The organism is Novosphingobium sp., from assembly GCF_036733805.1.
Taxonomy (GTDB): Bacteria; Pseudomonadota; Alphaproteobacteria; order Sphingomonadales; family Sphingomonadaceae; genus Novosphingobium.
Window position 1 is genome coordinate 1 of the sequence record NZ_DAIMZT010000067.1, and the last position, 13776, is coordinate 13776.

At 63.5% G+C, this 13776-nt stretch carries 14 protein-coding genes and 1 pseudogene; 9 read left to right on the forward strand and 6 right to left on the reverse strand.

Annotation, left to right across the window (positions count from 1 at the left end):
• Nucleotides 1-118: 118 nt before the first annotated feature.
• The 3 genes and pseudogenes from V7D69_RS13490 to V7D69_RS13500 all read left to right on the forward strand — a co-directional run.
• Nucleotides 119-250 (forward strand): annotated as a pseudogene (locus V7D69_RS13490) (ligase-associated DNA damage response exonuclease); the annotation flags it as partial.
• Nucleotides 251-387: 137 nt separating this feature from the next.
• The gene (locus V7D69_RS13495) at nt 388-795 is read left to right on the forward strand and encodes a group II truncated hemoglobin (protein WP_324064087.1); all 408 of its coding nucleotides are present in this window, start codon (nt 388-390) and stop codon (nt 793-795) included.
• 56 nt (nt 796-851) lie between these two features.
• The gene (locus V7D69_RS13500) at nt 852-2117 is read left to right on the forward strand and encodes a SulP family inorganic anion transporter (RefSeq protein WP_333606059.1); all 1266 of its coding nucleotides are present in this window, start codon (nt 852-854) and stop codon (nt 2115-2117) included.
• A 2-nt stretch (nt 2118-2119) separates the two neighbouring features.
• Here V7D69_RS13500 and V7D69_RS13505 read toward each other — a convergent pair whose 3' ends face one another.
• The 4 genes from V7D69_RS13505 to V7D69_RS13520 are packed head-to-tail and all read right to left on the reverse strand — an operon-like array spanning nt 2120 to nt 5647.
• On the reverse strand, nt 2120-2398 hold the full coding sequence (locus V7D69_RS13505) for a DUF167 domain-containing protein (protein WP_324062468.1): 279 nt from the start codon (nt 2396-2398) through the stop codon (nt 2120-2122).
• Entirely contained in the window at nt 2398-2958 is a 561-nt protein-coding gene (locus V7D69_RS13510) for a gamma carbonic anhydrase family protein (RefSeq protein WP_324062466.1), read from the reverse strand. Before V7D69_RS13510 ends, V7D69_RS13505 begins: the two co-directional genes overlap by 1 nt.
• 30 nt (nt 2959-2988) lie before the next feature.
• Nucleotides 2989-3984, reverse strand: coding sequence for a porphobilinogen synthase (hemB, locus tag V7D69_RS13515; protein ID WP_324062464.1), 996 nt, complete (start codon nt 3982-3984; stop codon nt 2989-2991).
• 58 nt (nt 3985-4042) lie between these two features.
• Nucleotides 4043-5647 (reverse strand): M23 family metallopeptidase, encoded by a 1605-nt coding sequence (locus tag V7D69_RS13520; protein ID WP_324062462.1) that lies wholly within the window; start codon nt 5645-5647, stop codon nt 4043-4045.
• 199 nt (nt 5648-5846) lie between these two features.
• Between V7D69_RS13520 and V7D69_RS13525 the strand changes: the two genes are divergently transcribed.
• The 5 genes from V7D69_RS13525 to V7D69_RS13545 all read left to right on the forward strand — a co-directional run bounded on the left by V7D69_RS13525 (nt 5847) and on the right by V7D69_RS13545 (nt 10390).
• Nucleotides 5847-8441: a helicase-related protein gene (locus V7D69_RS13525; RefSeq protein ID WP_333606060.1), complete on the forward strand. Its 2595-nt coding sequence runs from the start codon at nt 5847-5849 to the stop codon at nt 8439-8441.
• A gap of 17 nt (nt 8442-8458) precedes the next feature.
• Complete coding sequence (locus V7D69_RS13530) at nt 8459-8752, forward strand: RNA-binding S4 domain-containing protein (protein WP_333606061.1); 294 nt, start codon at nt 8459-8461, stop codon at nt 8750-8752.
• A gap of 18 nt (nt 8753-8770) precedes the next feature.
• On the forward strand, nt 8771-9109 hold the full coding sequence (gene fdxA, locus V7D69_RS13535) for a ferredoxin FdxA (protein ID WP_333606062.1): 339 nt from the start codon (nt 8771-8773) through the stop codon (nt 9107-9109).
• 307 nt (nt 9110-9416) lie between these two features.
• The gene (locus V7D69_RS13540; RefSeq protein WP_333606063.1) at nt 9417-9950 is read left to right on the forward strand and encodes a CarD family transcriptional regulator; all 534 of its coding nucleotides are present in this window, start codon (nt 9417-9419) and stop codon (nt 9948-9950) included.
• A 113-nt stretch (nt 9951-10063) separates the two neighbouring features.
• The gene (locus V7D69_RS13545) at nt 10064-10390 is read left to right on the forward strand and encodes a hypothetical protein (RefSeq protein ID WP_324061007.1); all 327 of its coding nucleotides are present in this window, start codon (nt 10064-10066) and stop codon (nt 10388-10390) included.
• Between the two features lie 6 nt (nt 10391-10396).
• Here the strand turns inward: V7D69_RS13545 and V7D69_RS13550 are convergent, their stop codons facing one another.
• Nucleotides 10397-11344, reverse strand: coding sequence for an L-threonylcarbamoyladenylate synthase (locus tag V7D69_RS13550; protein WP_333606064.1), 948 nt, complete (start codon nt 11342-11344; stop codon nt 10397-10399).
• A gap of 49 nt (nt 11345-11393) precedes the next feature.
• Here V7D69_RS13550 and V7D69_RS13555 point away from each other — a divergent pair, with 49 nt between their 5' ends.
• Complete coding sequence (locus V7D69_RS13555) at nt 11394-12233, forward strand: DUF815 domain-containing protein (protein WP_333606065.1); 840 nt, start codon at nt 11394-11396, stop codon at nt 12231-12233.
• 18 nt (nt 12234-12251) lie between these two features.
• On the opposite strand, the gene V7D69_RS13560 is transcribed toward V7D69_RS13555, so the two are convergent.
• On the reverse strand, nt 12252-13754 hold the full coding sequence (locus tag V7D69_RS13560) for a PQQ-dependent sugar dehydrogenase (protein WP_442947063.1): 1503 nt from the start codon (nt 13752-13754) through the stop codon (nt 12252-12254).
• Between the last annotated feature and the right edge of the window lie 22 nt (nt 13755-13776).

Consider the following 13776-nt stretch of genomic DNA (forward strand, 5'->3'; position numbering starts at 1 on the left):
ACGAATAATACCAGGCTCTTCCGGCCGGCGCTTTCGCTTTGGGAAAGGGCCTGAATACCGCCGGTAGCCGAGAACAAAGGGGGTGGAACTCTCGCGGTTCCGCCCCATTCTTTATCTCATGGCCCGCGATTTCTCCCGGATCCGACCCGAGCCCCGGGGGATCCACGTCGTTCCCGCCGATTGCTGGATCGATCCGGCACGGCTCGTCGCGCGGGCGCTGGTGACGCACGGGCATTCCGATCATGCGCGCCGACAAGCCCGCCAATGACGCTGATCGGATCGAAACTTTACGTGCGATGATCCGTGATTGACCGGGATCAAGGTTAAGCGCGAAAAGCTTGGGCTAATGCAGCAACCTAAAGCTCCTTTTGTCGGAAAGACCGCCTCGTGCCCGCAGAAGCCGAAAACGAAAGCGTGCCCAACACCCCGTTCCATCGTCTTGGCGGAGCGCCAGTGTTCGAAGCGATCTGCAACCGCTTCTACGACCTGATGGAGCACGACCCCGCTTATGCCGAGTTGCGGGCCATGCATGCGGCCGATCTTGCCCCAATGCGCGAGGCGCTGCCTCGGTTCTTATCCGGGTGGGCCGGGGGTCCGCGCGACTGGTTCGAAGCTAATCCCGATCGTTGCATGATGAGCGTGCACAAGCCCTTCACCATCGACAGGCAAACCGCCGATCAATGGGCCGAAGCCATGCAACGCGCCATCGCCGACGTGGCCCCACAACCTCCTGAAATGGCTGGAGCGCTGAGCGATATCCTGACCCAACTTGCACGAGGGATGGGCCGCAATTGACGGCGCTGAAACACAAGCTTCTTTACCAGGCCGCTTATGCCGAATAGCCTTCTCCCATGAAACCCAAATTGCTGACCACGCTGCCAACCTACACCGGCCGCCTTCTCGCGGCGGACGTGGTGGCCGGCATCACTGTCGCCATGGTCGCGATCCCGTTGAGCATCGCCATCGGCATCGCGTCCGGGGCCGATCCAGCCAAGGGCCTCATCACCGCCATCATCGGCGGCTTTCTGGTTTCGATGCTGGGCGGGAGCCGGGTTCAGATCGGCGGGCCGACAGGCGCATTCATTGTCGTGGTCTATGGCGTGATCGCTCAGCACGGCTACGATGGGCTAGTGTTGGCCACGCTGATGGCCGGCGCGATCCTGTTGCTGGCCGGGCTGTTGCGCGTGGGCAATCTGATCGCTTTTGTGCCCGAAGCCGTAGTCAACGGCTTTACCATCGGCATAGCGGTCATCATCGCGAGCGGACAACTTAAGGACTTTTTTGGATTGGGCGCATCGCATGCGCCGGCTGAGTTCCTCGGCAAGATGGAAGCGCTTTGGGCGGCGCGAGCGACAATCAACTGGGCGGCAACCGCCGCGGGCCTCGCCACTCTGGCGCTGCTCGTGGCGCTGCGTCGCCTGTTTCCGCGTGTGCCGGGGCCGATCTTCGCGCTCGGCGCAGTATCGTTGGCGGTATGGGCACTTCACCAGGGAGTGGACACCATCTTCTCCCGCTACGGCGAATTGCCTAACCACCTGCCTGTGCCGATGCTGCCCAAGGTGAGTTTGGCGAGGTTGACGGAACTGCTACCCTCCGCCTTCGTGATCGCCTTCCTGGCCGCTATCGAATCACTGCTATCAGCAATGGTGGCCGATCGCATGGTGGAAGGGGCGCAGCATCGGCCCAACGCCGAAGTGCTGGCGCAGGGCTGGGCCAACATCGGGTCGGCGCTGTTCGGGGGCCTTCCGGCGACCGGGGCGATCGCACGGACCGCTACCAATGTCAGGGCCGGCGGACGCACGCCGGTAGCGGGCATGGTTCACGCCGCGACGATCCTGATCGTGATGATGGCCGTCGCGCCCCTTGCCGGTTATCTGGCGATGCCTGCCTTGGCGGCGCTGCTCCTCATCACCGCCTGGAACATGAGCGAACCGCACAAGTGGAGGAGTTACTGGCGGGCGCCGATAGAGGACCGCGTGCTGCTGCTTCTGACGCTGGTGTTGACGGTGCTGACCGATCTGACAGTGGCGATCGGTGTGGGTGTGGGCCTCGGCCTTGCCCTGCGCTTGCGCGACAACCGGATCAAGGCGCCCGACTGGCACACGCCGGAGAGGTAACGCTACCCGATCTTGAACTGCTTCTCGCGCGAAGTTGCGCCGCGCAACAATTCGAGCCGGGACGGAGCGAGACCGAGCGCCGCGGCAAGCAATTCGCGCACGGCATCGTTGGCCTTTCCGTCCTGCGGCTTGGCACGAACTTTCGCGAGAAGCTTTCCCTCAGTGATCTCCAACGCTTCCACTTTCGCGCCGGGCGTTACCCGAACCGCCAGCCGCCCTTCCCCGTCGATCAGCGAGCGAACCGCGCCGGGCGCTGGAAGATCCGCCTTCGGTTTCGCCATCAGCCCCGAAGGCCAAGCGCCTGTGCATGGTTCCGCGCATTCATGACGTAGCCCTGCACCCCTTCCCGATTGGCGGCAATGGCCGCATCGTCAAGGTCGCGCAGGTACTTGGCGGGGCGGCCGATCCACAATTGGCGCGCACCGATCCGCTTTCCCGTCAGCTGCGCACCGGCTGCCAGCATACCGTCCGATTCGATATGGCTGCCATCCATCACGATCGCGCCGAGGCCGACAAAGGCACGGTCCTCCAGCGTGCTGCCGTGAATCATGGCCATGTGCCCGATCAGTACGTCTTCGCCGATGATGGTGGGAAAACCGGCGGGGCTGGAGGGCTTTGGGCTGTCACAGTGAACGACCGTGCCGTCCTGTATATTGGACCGCGCGCCGATCACCACTCGGTGGACGTCGGCGCGGATCACGCAGTTGTACCAGACGCTGGCATCCGGCCCGATTTCGACATCGCCGATGATGCGGCAACCGGGCGCGATGAAGGCGCTGGAATGAATGCGGGGCGCCTTGCCGTTAATCGCGGCAAGCGTGATGTCTGTACGTTCGATCATGAAATCCTCTCGGGGAGCCGCGTGATCCGCTCAGTCATTGAGCAGCCGCGCGGCATATGCGGCGTGATAGGTCAAAACGCCGGAGCAGCCCGCCCGTTTGAAAGCGAGCAGAGTCTCCAGCACGAGCGCATCCCGATCGCCCGCACCGGCCGCTGCGGCAGCTTCGATCATCGCGTATTCGCCCGAGACCTGATAAGCGAAGACCGGCACCTCGAACGTCTCTTTCACCCGGCGCACGATATCGAGATAAGGCAAGCCCGGCTTGACCATCACGCTGTCCGCGCCCTCGGCCAGATCCATCTCCACCTCGCGAAGCGCTTCCTCGGCGTTGGCGGGATCCATCTGGTAAGTCTTCTTGTCGCCCTTCAGCAGCCCGCGCGAGCCCACTGCGTCACGAAACGGGCCGTAGAAGGCGGAGGCATATTTGGCGGCGTAACTCATGATCTGCACATTGACGTGACCGGCATCCTCCAGCGCATCCCGGATCGCGCCGATGCGCCCGTCCATCATGTCCGAAGGCGCGATGATGTCTGCCCCGGCCGCCGCCTGATTAAGCGACTGACCAACCAGGACCTCTACCGTCTCGTCATTAAGCACGTAGCCGGAGTCATTGATCAGGCCATCCTGTCCGTGACCGGTATAAGGATCAAGCGCGACATCGGTCAGCAGGCCGATCGAATCGCCCAACGCATCCCGGATCGCGCGAAGAGCGCGGCACATCAAGTTATCCGGATTGAGCGCTTCCCGGCCGTCATCGCTGCGCCGTTCCGGCTGCGTGTTCGGGAACAGCGCCAGGCAGGGAATGCCAAGGGCCGCCGCCTCTTTCGCGCGCACGACAATCTGGTCCACCGACCAGCGGGAAACGCCCGGCAGCGAATCGATGGGCTGTTCGACCCCCTCCCCCTCCGTGACGAAAAGCGGCCAGATCAGGTCCGCCGCAGTAAGCTGCGTTTCGCGATACAGCGCGCGGCTCCAGGCCGTGGATCGGGTGCGACGCAGGCGGGTATGGGGATAAGTTCCGGACATGGGCCGTGCTTGCCGGAAAAGGGCGGGCAATTCAATCGCCCGCGCCGGACCGGCAGAGCTAACCGCCGACTTGCGCCGGAGCCAGACGATCGATTTCGCGCCGGTCCTGCACATGTTCATTGTGCATCGGGGCGACGGCGTTCAGCGCGGCGCCGGGCGGCACCATCAGCAGAGCCCTGAGGCGCGCTTTGAAAGCATTGCTCTCACCATTGTCGATCTGGGGACGCGAAACGATGCTGATGCCGGCGGGGTTGATCGTATGGCCGCCCTCATAAGCCTCGAAGTGCAAGTGCGGGCCGGTCGAAAGGCCGGTCGATCCCACATATCCGATGACCTCCCCCGCCCGGACCGACATGCCTGGCGAAACGGCTATGCGGCTCATATGGCCATAGCCGGTTCCGAGGCCCCCGGCATGCTCAATACGCACGTAATTGCCGTGCCCACCGTGGCGCCCGGCGTAAGTGACCATACCGTCCGCCACCGCATGAATCGGCGAGCCGTAAGGGGCGGCGAAATCTATCCCTGCGTGCATCCGCACATAGCCAAGAATGGGGTGGCGGCGCATCCCGTAATTCGAGGTTATGTAGCCCGCCACCGGCTGGCCGACCGTCTCCGCGCGGGTTTGGCCAACTGATGAAACAGCGAACATCTGTCCGTCCCTGCCCCAGCGCAGCAGTTGCAGGCGCGGCTTGCCGGCGCGCTCTACCCCGGCATAGAGCAAGTCCCCCATTTGCCGCTCGCCCTTGGCCGAACGCTTGTAAGCGACGACCAGATCGAACTGATCGCCAGTGCCGATGTCGTCCTCAAGGCTCAGATACTTGTCCACCGCGCGCAGGTATGACTGTATCGCGCTGACCGGCGCGCCTGCATTTCGGGCCGAGCGATAGAGGCTGGAGCCGACGGTGCCGCGAATGCGCAGCGGCGTGTCGTCGACGGTGATCGGGTGGCGCACCAGAGCCAGATTGCCCCCGGCGCCGCGCTCGATCGACAAGTCCAGATCGAACTTGGCGCGAAAATCTATGGACGCCAGCGCGCGCGGCACATTCGCCGCCATGCGCCGGCCCAAGGTGATATCGAATTGCGTACCGGACGCGATGTCGTTCACGGGAACAACTTGCCGGACCAACTGGGAAACCCGTGTGATGTCGCCGCCGGCCAAGCCAGCGCGCTCAAGCATCCGGTCAAAGCTGTCCCCCTGCCCCAGCGTCGCGACAAGTTGGATGCTGGGACGTTCGGGGACGCTGCTCAGCGGACGCACCAGGGGGCCTGCGCCCATGTGGCGGCCGCTGTCAGCGCCGAGCGCGAGCGGGGTGATCGACTGGCTGCGAAACTCGTCACGCACCTGGCTGACGGAAGGGACCGCAGTGGCTGCTTCCACAGCGGAGAAATCGGGCCACATCGCAATGGCGGTGGCGCTGAGACTGAGCAACGTCGCAAATCCGCGCAGCCATTTGCGGCTGCCGATGTCGGCGGCCAGATCAGGCGCCAGATCAATGCGCGCGCACCAGGTTTCAAAGGCGCGCAAGCATTCAGCAAGGCGTTTGCTAAGGCGCACGCCGCGCCGCTGCGGCCTCTCGCGCACGATTTGCGCATGCGAAAGCGCCGCCGGGCGTGACGCCCGATCATCATTGCCCGTGCCGTTATGCTCCAGCGCCTTGAACAAACACCCTGTTCCCCATCGCGTCGACGTTACAACCCACATTCCCGGAATCATGGTCCGGGCCGCGACCCACCCCTGGGTCTCGCGCGAAAGGTTTTGCCCCTTCGAGGTTAATTCCGTCCTAAGACTGTGGATTTCGAACGCGTTTTGCTGTCGCCCGATACTTGCGGGTGTCAAATGGCAGTGCCACATTCAAAGCATAATGGTTCACGCGCCGCCCATTCCGACGCGCCTCGTCTCACCGCGACATCACGGCCCCATCGGGGTCAAGGCCGTGCTCGGACCAACGAATACCGGCAAAACGCACTTGGCGATTGAGCGGCTCTGCGCGCATTCCAGCGGCATGATCGGCTTTCCGCTGCGGCTGCTGGCGCGCGAGGTCTATGACCGGGTCTGCAGGATCAAGGGCGAAAACAGCGTTGCGCTGATTACCGGAGAGGAGCGGATCGAACCGCCGCAGGCGCGCTATCTGCTGTGCACCGCCGAAGCGATGCCGGTCGCGAGCGGCTGGACTGGCGCGGAATCGTCAGCAAGCCGTTCGATGGCCTTTGTCGCGATCGACGAAGCCCAACTCGCCGCTGATCGCGAGCGCGGGCATGTGTTCACTGATCGCCTGCTTCACGCGCGCGGTCGCGAGGAGACCATGATCCTCGGCTCCGCTACACTGGAACCGCTAGTCAAGACGCTGGTGCCCGAAGCCGAGATCGTTACGCGCCCGCGCTTTTCCACCCTGACTCACGCTGGCGCGAAGAAACTCAGCCGCATTCCACCGCGCAGCGCGATCGTGGCCTTCTCCGCCGAGCAGGTCTATGCCATCGCCGAAATGCTTCGCCGCTTTCGCGGCGGTTCGGCGGTGGTGATGGGCGCACTTTCGCCGCAGACCCGCAATGCCCAGGTGGCGCTCTATCAGTCGGGCGAGGTGGATTATCTCGTCGCCACCGATGCCATCGGCATGGGGCTTAACCTCGACGTCGAGCATATCGCCTTCGCCGGCTTGTCCAAATATGATGGTCAGCGCCACCGCCGTCTAACCACTTCCGAAATGGCGCAGATCGCCGGGCGCGCGGGACGGCATCAAAGGGACGGAACGTTCGGCACGCTGGCCGGAACCGCGGGACACGACGCGGAGTTCGAGGCTGACGAAATCTATGCGATTGAAGAGCACCGCTTCCCTCCGCTGACCAGGTTGTTCTGGCGCGAACCGGAACCGCGGTTTGACAGCTTGGAAACCCTCATTGCCGATCTCGAAACGCCACCCTTGCGCCCTGAACTGGCAACCGCGCCGGAAGCGATCGACCTGGCGGTGCTCAAGCGGCTTGCGGAAGAAGCGGAAGTTGGCGGCTCGGTTCAAGGCGCGGCGCAAGTGGAACGTTTCTGGGAGGTCTGCCGCCTGCCCGACTTCCGCCAGCAAGGCGCCGAGACTCATTCACGGTTTGTCGCCCGGTTATGGCAGGACTTGCGAGAAGGCGAGTTAGGCGCCGATTTCGTTGCCGCGCAAATCGCGCAGCTCGATCGCACGGGGGGCGATATCGACACATTGCAGGGTCGGATCGCCGCGATCCGATCCTGGGCTTATATCGCGCAACGCCCTGACTGGGTGCTGGCCCGCGACGAGATGGCCGCTCGCGCCCGAGCCGTGGAGGCTCGACTTTCCGACGCGCTTCACGGAAAGCTTACCGAACGATTCATCAACCGCAGGACCGCCGTACTCATGAAGAAACTCGGGCCCGATGCCGGGCTGCTGTCAGTGAGGCTTGAGGATGAGGAAGTGCTCGTGGAAGGCGAGCATATTGGATCGCTGCAGGGCTTTTCGTTCAAGGTTGATCCCGGTGCCCGGCTCTCTGACCGCAAGCTGCTGCTGGCTGCTGCGGAGAAGCATCTGGCCGCGTTGCTGCAAGCCCGCGCCGACACCTTGGTGGAGACCGTTCACGCGGGATCGGCAACGCTCGCGCTCGAAGACGGCGGACTCGTCTGGGGCGGGGAACGTATGGCGACGCTTGCTCGTGGACGCTCCTTGCTGGCCCCGGTGCTGGTGCCGGATCGTGCGCTTGACGCCATTCCAGGGCCTTCACGCAAGGCGTTGGTCGCCGCGCTCGAAGCCTGGCTGGAAAGCGCGCTGGCGCCGCTCGATCCCTTGCGCAAACTGGACGAGGCGAGCCGCGCCGAGGATGCGGGGCCGGACCTGCGCGCATTGCTGATCGTGCTGGTCGAACACGGTGGCATGACGCCGCGCGAAGGTTCAGGCATTGAACGGCTCGACAAGGCGCGCAGAACCATGCTTGCCCGCCTCGGCGTACGCGTGGGTGCGCTTGACTTGTTCCTGCCCCCCATGTTGCGCCCCGGCCCGATCGGGCTGTGGCGCCAGCTTGCGCGCGTGGCGGGGAGGAAACCCGGCGCTGCGCCCGAAGCTGAAATGCCTCCGGTACTGCCCGCCGACAAGAGCCATCGCCTTCCCGGTTACCGCAATTTGGGCCAACAGCTGGTGCGGCTGGACATGGCCGAAAAGCTGCTGCGCGAAGCCCATGAAGTACGTGCCAAAGGCAAGGCCCGCGATTTCCTGCTCGATCCGGCCCGCGCCATATCCATGGGCCTCACCACGTCAAGCTATGCGCGGCTGCTGCGCCTGGGCGGCTTCCTGCCGATCTTGCCGCGCCCATTGGCGCAAGGCGCGTACGGTCCGTCAGCCCCCGTGCGCTGGCGCTGGCGTCCGCCGCAAAAGCGAAATGACGAGCCGGAACGCCCGCCGGTGACGCCGCTCAACAGCGCCTTTGCCGCGCTTGCCGAGATGGTCCGATAAGTGACGGGCTTTCCGGCATGAGGATAGACAAGCTGCTATGGTATCTGCGGCTGGCTCGGACTCGTCCGGTCGCGCAGACCATGGCGCATGAGGGCCACATTCGGCTCAACGGCCGCCGAATCGACCGCGCGCATCAAAAGATCGCGGTCGGCGACGTTCTGACCGTGCCGATCGGGGCCGGCGTGCGCGTGATCGAGATACTCGCGTTGCCTCTGCGGCGTGGCCCGGCCCCCGAAGCTCAAGGTTGTTACAGAGTGCTTGACGGCGGGCCGGTTGATCCCATAGCAGCGGCCAACCGCATTGATGCCTGAAGAAGGGAATTCGCAGCCATGACTTATGTCGTCACCGACGCGTGCATCCGGTGCAAGTACATGGATTGTGTCGAAGTATGCCCCGTGGACTGCTTCTACGAGGGTGAGAACATGTTGGTCATCAACCCCAACGAATGCATCGACTGCGGCGTGTGTGAGCCCGAATGCCCGGCCGAAGCGATTCTGCCCGACACTGAAAGCGGCCTTGAACAGTGGCTGGAACTTAACGCCAAGTATTCGGCGGAGTGGCCCAACCTGACCTCCAAGAAGGATTCCCCGCCGGACGCGGACGAGTTCAAGGGTGAGGAAGGCAAGTTCGACAAATACTTCTCGGCCGAACCCGGCCAGGGCGACTGACGAGGAGCCCTTGCGCTTTCCGCGCGAGCACGGCACAAACATCTCCATTAAAAAATGTCGGAAGGCGGAAAAAGGGTAAACCTTTTCTCGCCTCTGGCGTTTTTGTCACATCGATGCTATATAATCGTTTAACTGCCCGGGCCTCGCCCGATCGGCAGGCGTTTTCATTACGAGGCAGGGTTCGGAAACAAACGGTTGGGGGGAGAAATCTTTGACCGGGTGGCGGAGGCTGTTTGGCCTCCTAGTCGCAGCTCCCGGGCATCTCCCGGCCCGATAACGCGAACCTCTGCAGATGAAAGGACGATACATGGCAACCAAGGCCGACGCCTTCGATGTTGGAGATTACGTTGTTTACCCGAAGCACGGAGTAGGCCGTGTCATCGAGTTGCAAAAGCAGGAAATTGCCGGGATGCAGCTCGAGCTTTACGTGCTGCGGTTTGAAAAGGAACGCATGACGCTCCGCGTCCCCGTCAACAAGGTCGAATCCATCGGCATGCGCAAGCTGTCTTCGGACAAGACGCTGCGCGAGGCGCTTGATACCTTGAAGGGCAAACCGAAAGTCAAGCGGACCATGTGGTCGCGCCGCGCGCAGGAATACGAAGCCAAGATCAACTCCGGCGATCTCGTCTCCATCGCCGAAGTTACGCGTGACCTTTTCCGCGCTGATGACCAGCCCGAGCAAAGCTATTCTGAACGCCAGATCTTCGAAGCGGCTTCCTCGCGCTTGGCGCGCGAGCTTGCCGCCATGGAAAAGACCGATGAGCCGGCGGCGCTGAAGAAGATCCTCGCGATCCTCAATGAGCATGCGCCCAAGTATTACGAGGCGGCCGAGACTGCCTGATTCCCGGCACGATCAACATCGCCAAGGGGCCGCTTCCACAAGGAGGCGGCCTTTTTGCATGCGCGAGGCGATTTGTTCATGGTTTCGTCAGGCGAGTATGTGAACAAAGCCCTATGACCACTACGAAACTCATGTCCGCGCTGGCGCTTTGCGCCGCCCCGTTTCTGTCCGGCTGCATCGGCACTGCGACCAAGGTGGTGACGGCCCCCGTACGTGTTGCGGGTAAAGCTGCCGACATGGCCACAACCAGCCAGTCCGAGGCTGACGAAAAGCGCGGACGCGAGATGCGCCATCGTGAAGAAAAGATCGGTCAGCTTGATCGGCAGTACCAGAAACACCTGCGCCAGTGCGATGCAGGCGATGAGGACGCTTGCCTCAAGGCGCGCAACGATTACGCTGAGATCCAGCAGTTCTCCGGCTCTGCTCCCCCGCCCCACTGAAAAGCGTCACGCCGCGGCCCGGCGCAGCCGGTCATTGATGGCCGCGCCGATACCCTGTTCCGGAATCGGCGCCACCGCAATCCGGGGCTGCGTCGCGGCGGCGGCCCGGTGCAGCACGGCGTAAAGGCAGGAAGCGGCCTCCTCCAGATTGCCTGACGGAGAAAGCGTAGCGTCTCCAACGACCGGCCCGAAGCCGATATGAAACTCGTCAGCTTCCGCCGTCACGGCGTTGAGGCGCAGCGGCTTGCCGGGCGCATAGTGACTGACCAGCTGGCCGGGCGCTTCGATCGCTGACGATGTCACAACGTCGCTGGAGCGGCCCAGCACCGCCGCGACCGACGCTTCAGACACAGGACCGGGTCGGAGAACCTGCCAGCGGCCATCATGGCGCAGCACTACAATAGTGGATTCCAGCCCGGCCTCGCAGGCCCCGCCATCGACAATGGCTTCGACGCCCTCTCCCAATGAAGCCGCCACATGCCCGGCACGAGTTGGACTGACGGCGCCGCTGCGGTTGGCGGAAGGCGCGGCAAGTGGAAGACCGGCTGCAGCGATTACCGCGCGCATGACCGGATGAGCCGGGCAGCGCAGAGCGATCGTCGGCAATCCCGCGGTAACGGCAGGGGCGATCGCAGCGTCCACGCGCAGTGGCAAGACGATGGTAAGGGGTCCGGGCCAGAATGCGGCAGCCAACTTCAACGCTCGCTCATCGAATGTGGCCAGCGCCTCCGCCGAAGCCAGGTCAGCGACATGAACGATCAGCGGATTGAAACTGGGCCGCCCTTTGGCGCGGTAGATCGCCGCAACCGCCGCATCGCTGTCCGCACGAGCGGCAAGGCCGTAGACCGTTTCAGTCGGCACTGCCACCAGCCCGCCATCACGCAGGATGCGCGCCGCTTCTCCGATTCCCTTCCGATCGGCAGTCAGTACAAGGGGTCGACTGGCATGATCCATAGCTCGCCGCTATAGCCGCGCGAGAAGATTGCCAAGGAAAAGCACGCGGATGACTTCCTCTTCGCCCGATAACGCCGCCCTTCTCTCGCGCATCGCCGACACATTGGACCGGCTTGCTCCACCATCGCTGGCGCCCTGCGATTGGCTGGCTTATCCGGCCTACGTCTGGACCGGAGACGCAGCGCGCGCGGTGAGCCGCCTCGATGCTCCAGGGCTAGAACTGCTGCGGGGAATTGATACGCAAAAAGAGCGCGTGGTAACCAATGTCGAGCGTCTTGCCGCCGGCCATGCGGCGCACGACATGCTGCTGTGGGGTTCACGCGGCATGGGCAAGTCCGCGGTGCTGCGTGCCGCCATCCTGGCCGCGCAGGCAAGACACCCCGGACGCATTGCGCTTGTCCAGGTAGCGCAGGAAGCGCTTTCGGGGGTTACTACCCTGTTTGCAAAGCTGGCGACGGTCGATCGCCGTTTCCTGGTCTTCATCGATGATTTGGGTTTCGAGGAAGGTGACAGCGTCGGCCCGCGCCTGCTGCGTTCGTGGTTGGAAGGTGGGGTTGAGGCCCGGCCCGTCAATGTTCGGCTGGCGGTCACCTCCAACCGCCGGGCGATCGTGGGGCGGTCCATGTCGGAGCAGGACGATCCGATCAACCCGCGCGACCTTGTCGATGATCGCCTGGCGCTGGCCGATCGGTTCGGCCTGTCGATCGGCTTTCACAACTGCGACCAGGACGCCTATCTCGCGATGATCGAAGGCTATGCCGCGGAATTCGGCCTGCAATGGGAAGCCGGCGATGCGCTGGAATGGTCCCGCCGCCGCGGCGCCCGATCTGGCCGCGTCGCCTGGCAATACGTCAACGAACTCGCCGGGCGCGCCGGCAAGGCGATCTGAAACGCACCTTACCGGCGCTTACGGCAGCAGCTTGTCCGGCTCATTTCGGAAACCTGCCTCCACTCCCCCGGCGTTTTCGGCCCCTCCGGCATTTTCGGGAAGTGTCGGATCCTTGATTTCCTTGAGCGGCTTCATGTGTTCCGTCTGTACCGCCTTGATGGACGGTGAAGGTGCTGCGCCTGGACGAATGACGCGCCAGATGATGCCGCCGGTGTCATCGCTGACAAGCAAGGCGCCGGTCCCGTCCCACGCCACCCAGGTCGGACGGCCGTGCGTCTTCCCGCCGGCCATCAGGAAGCCGGTGAGAACGGGCTGGGGCTTCACGTCCTTTGGATTGCCGTTAGCATCGAACGGCACGAACACCACGTCATAGCCGACCGGCGGACGCCGGTTCCAGGAGCCGTGGCGAGCAATGAACGCGCCGTTTTCGTAGCCCTGACCCATCCGGTTCCCACCCTTCGCGAACACAGCGCCCAGCACTGCCGCATGCGCACCCATCGCATACTCCGGCTTGCGGGTATATTCGAGCATGTAGGTCTGCATTGGCCACTGGACCCGATCGTCAAAAGTGGTCTTCCAATAGATCCACGGCCAGCCGTATTGCGCGCCGACCGGCACGTTGGTGAAATAGTCCGGCACCAGATCGGGACCGAGCATGTCACGCTCCTGCACCGCCGCCCACATTTCTCCGGTCGAGGGATTCCAGTCCATGCCATTGGGATTGCGCATACCGGCGGCGAACTGACGATGGCGGCCGGTATCAGTATCGATCTCCCAGATCGCCGCCCGTCCCGTTTCCCGCTCCATACCGTCATCCGCGATGTTGGTGGCCGAGCCGACGGCGACATAAAGATGCGCGCCGTCCTGGCTCAGCAACAGATTGCGCATCCAATGATTGCCGCCCGCCGGCAGGTCCATGATCTTCTTCGGCGCGCCCTGCAGCACGGTCGCGCCGGGGGTGAAGGCAAACTCCAGAACGGCGTCATGATTGGCGACATAGAGCTTGCCGTTGCCGTAAGCCATGCCTGAGGGCGAGTGCATGTCCGCGGTGCGGAAGACGAACCTTTGCTCGGCCTTGCCATCGCCGTCGGCATCGCGCAGCAGCACGATCTTGTCGGGCGAAGGATCGCCGGCGCCCACCCTGGCGATCATCCGTTTCATCACCAAACCGGTGATGCCGCTCGGCATGTTTCCGGCTGGCGCATTGGTTTCGGCAACGAGCAAATCCCCATTGGGAAGCGTCAGCAGGGTCCGCGGGTGATCGAGACCTTCTGCAAAACGGTCAACCGCCAACCCAGGCGCTGGCTTAGGCGCTTCTCCGGCGGCCCAGCCCACGGTTTTCACCAGGGTCACACTGGGAATCCACTGCGCGGCGGCCTCGACCAGTTTGGGATCCTTACCCGCCGTCGCATCGCCCGGAAGCTCGGAGCTATTGGAATACTGGGCCCAAACGATCACCCCGATCACCACAAGGATGAGTGCGAGCAGGGCAAGAACGGCTTTCATCAGGATCGAACGCATGGGCACGAGATAAGGCGGTGTC

Bases quoted from the DNA above. Each gene is read 5' to 3' on its own strand.
- V7D69_RS13500 (WP_333606059.1), top strand. From the start codon at position 852: ATGAAACCCAAATTGCTGACCACGCTGCCAACCTACACCGGCCGCCTT.
- V7D69_RS13505 (WP_324062468.1), bottom strand. From the start codon at position 2,398: ATGGCGAAACCGAAGGCGGATCTTCCAGCGCCCGGCGCGGTTCGCTCG.
- V7D69_RS13510 (WP_324062466.1), bottom strand. From the start codon at position 2,958: ATGATCGAACGTACAGACATCACGCTTGCCGCGATTAACGGCAAGGCG.
- hemB (WP_324062464.1), bottom strand. From the start codon at position 3,984: ATGTCCGGAACTTATCCCCATACCCGCCTGCGTCGCACCCGATCCACG.
- V7D69_RS13525 (WP_333606060.1), top strand. From the start codon at position 5,847: ATGGTTCACGCGCCGCCCATTCCGACGCGCCTCGTCTCACCGCGACAT.
- V7D69_RS13530 (WP_333606061.1), top strand. From the start codon at position 8,459: ATGAGGATAGACAAGCTGCTATGGTATCTGCGGCTGGCTCGGACTCGT.
- fdxA (WP_333606062.1), top strand. From the start codon at position 8,771: ATGACTTATGTCGTCACCGACGCGTGCATCCGGTGCAAGTACATGGAT.
- V7D69_RS13540 (WP_333606063.1), top strand. From the start codon at position 9,417: ATGGCAACCAAGGCCGACGCCTTCGATGTTGGAGATTACGTTGTTTAC.
- V7D69_RS13545 (WP_324061007.1), top strand. From the start codon at position 10,064: ATGACCACTACGAAACTCATGTCCGCGCTGGCGCTTTGCGCCGCCCCG.
- V7D69_RS13550 (WP_333606064.1), bottom strand. From the start codon at position 11,344: ATGGATCATGCCAGTCGACCCCTTGTACTGACTGCCGATCGGAAGGGA.
- V7D69_RS13555 (WP_333606065.1), top strand. From the start codon at position 11,394: ATGACTTCCTCTTCGCCCGATAACGCCGCCCTTCTCTCGCGCATCGCC.
- V7D69_RS13560 (WP_442947063.1), bottom strand. From the start codon at position 13,754: ATGCGTTCGATCCTGATGAAAGCCGTTCTTGCCCTGCTCGCACTCATC.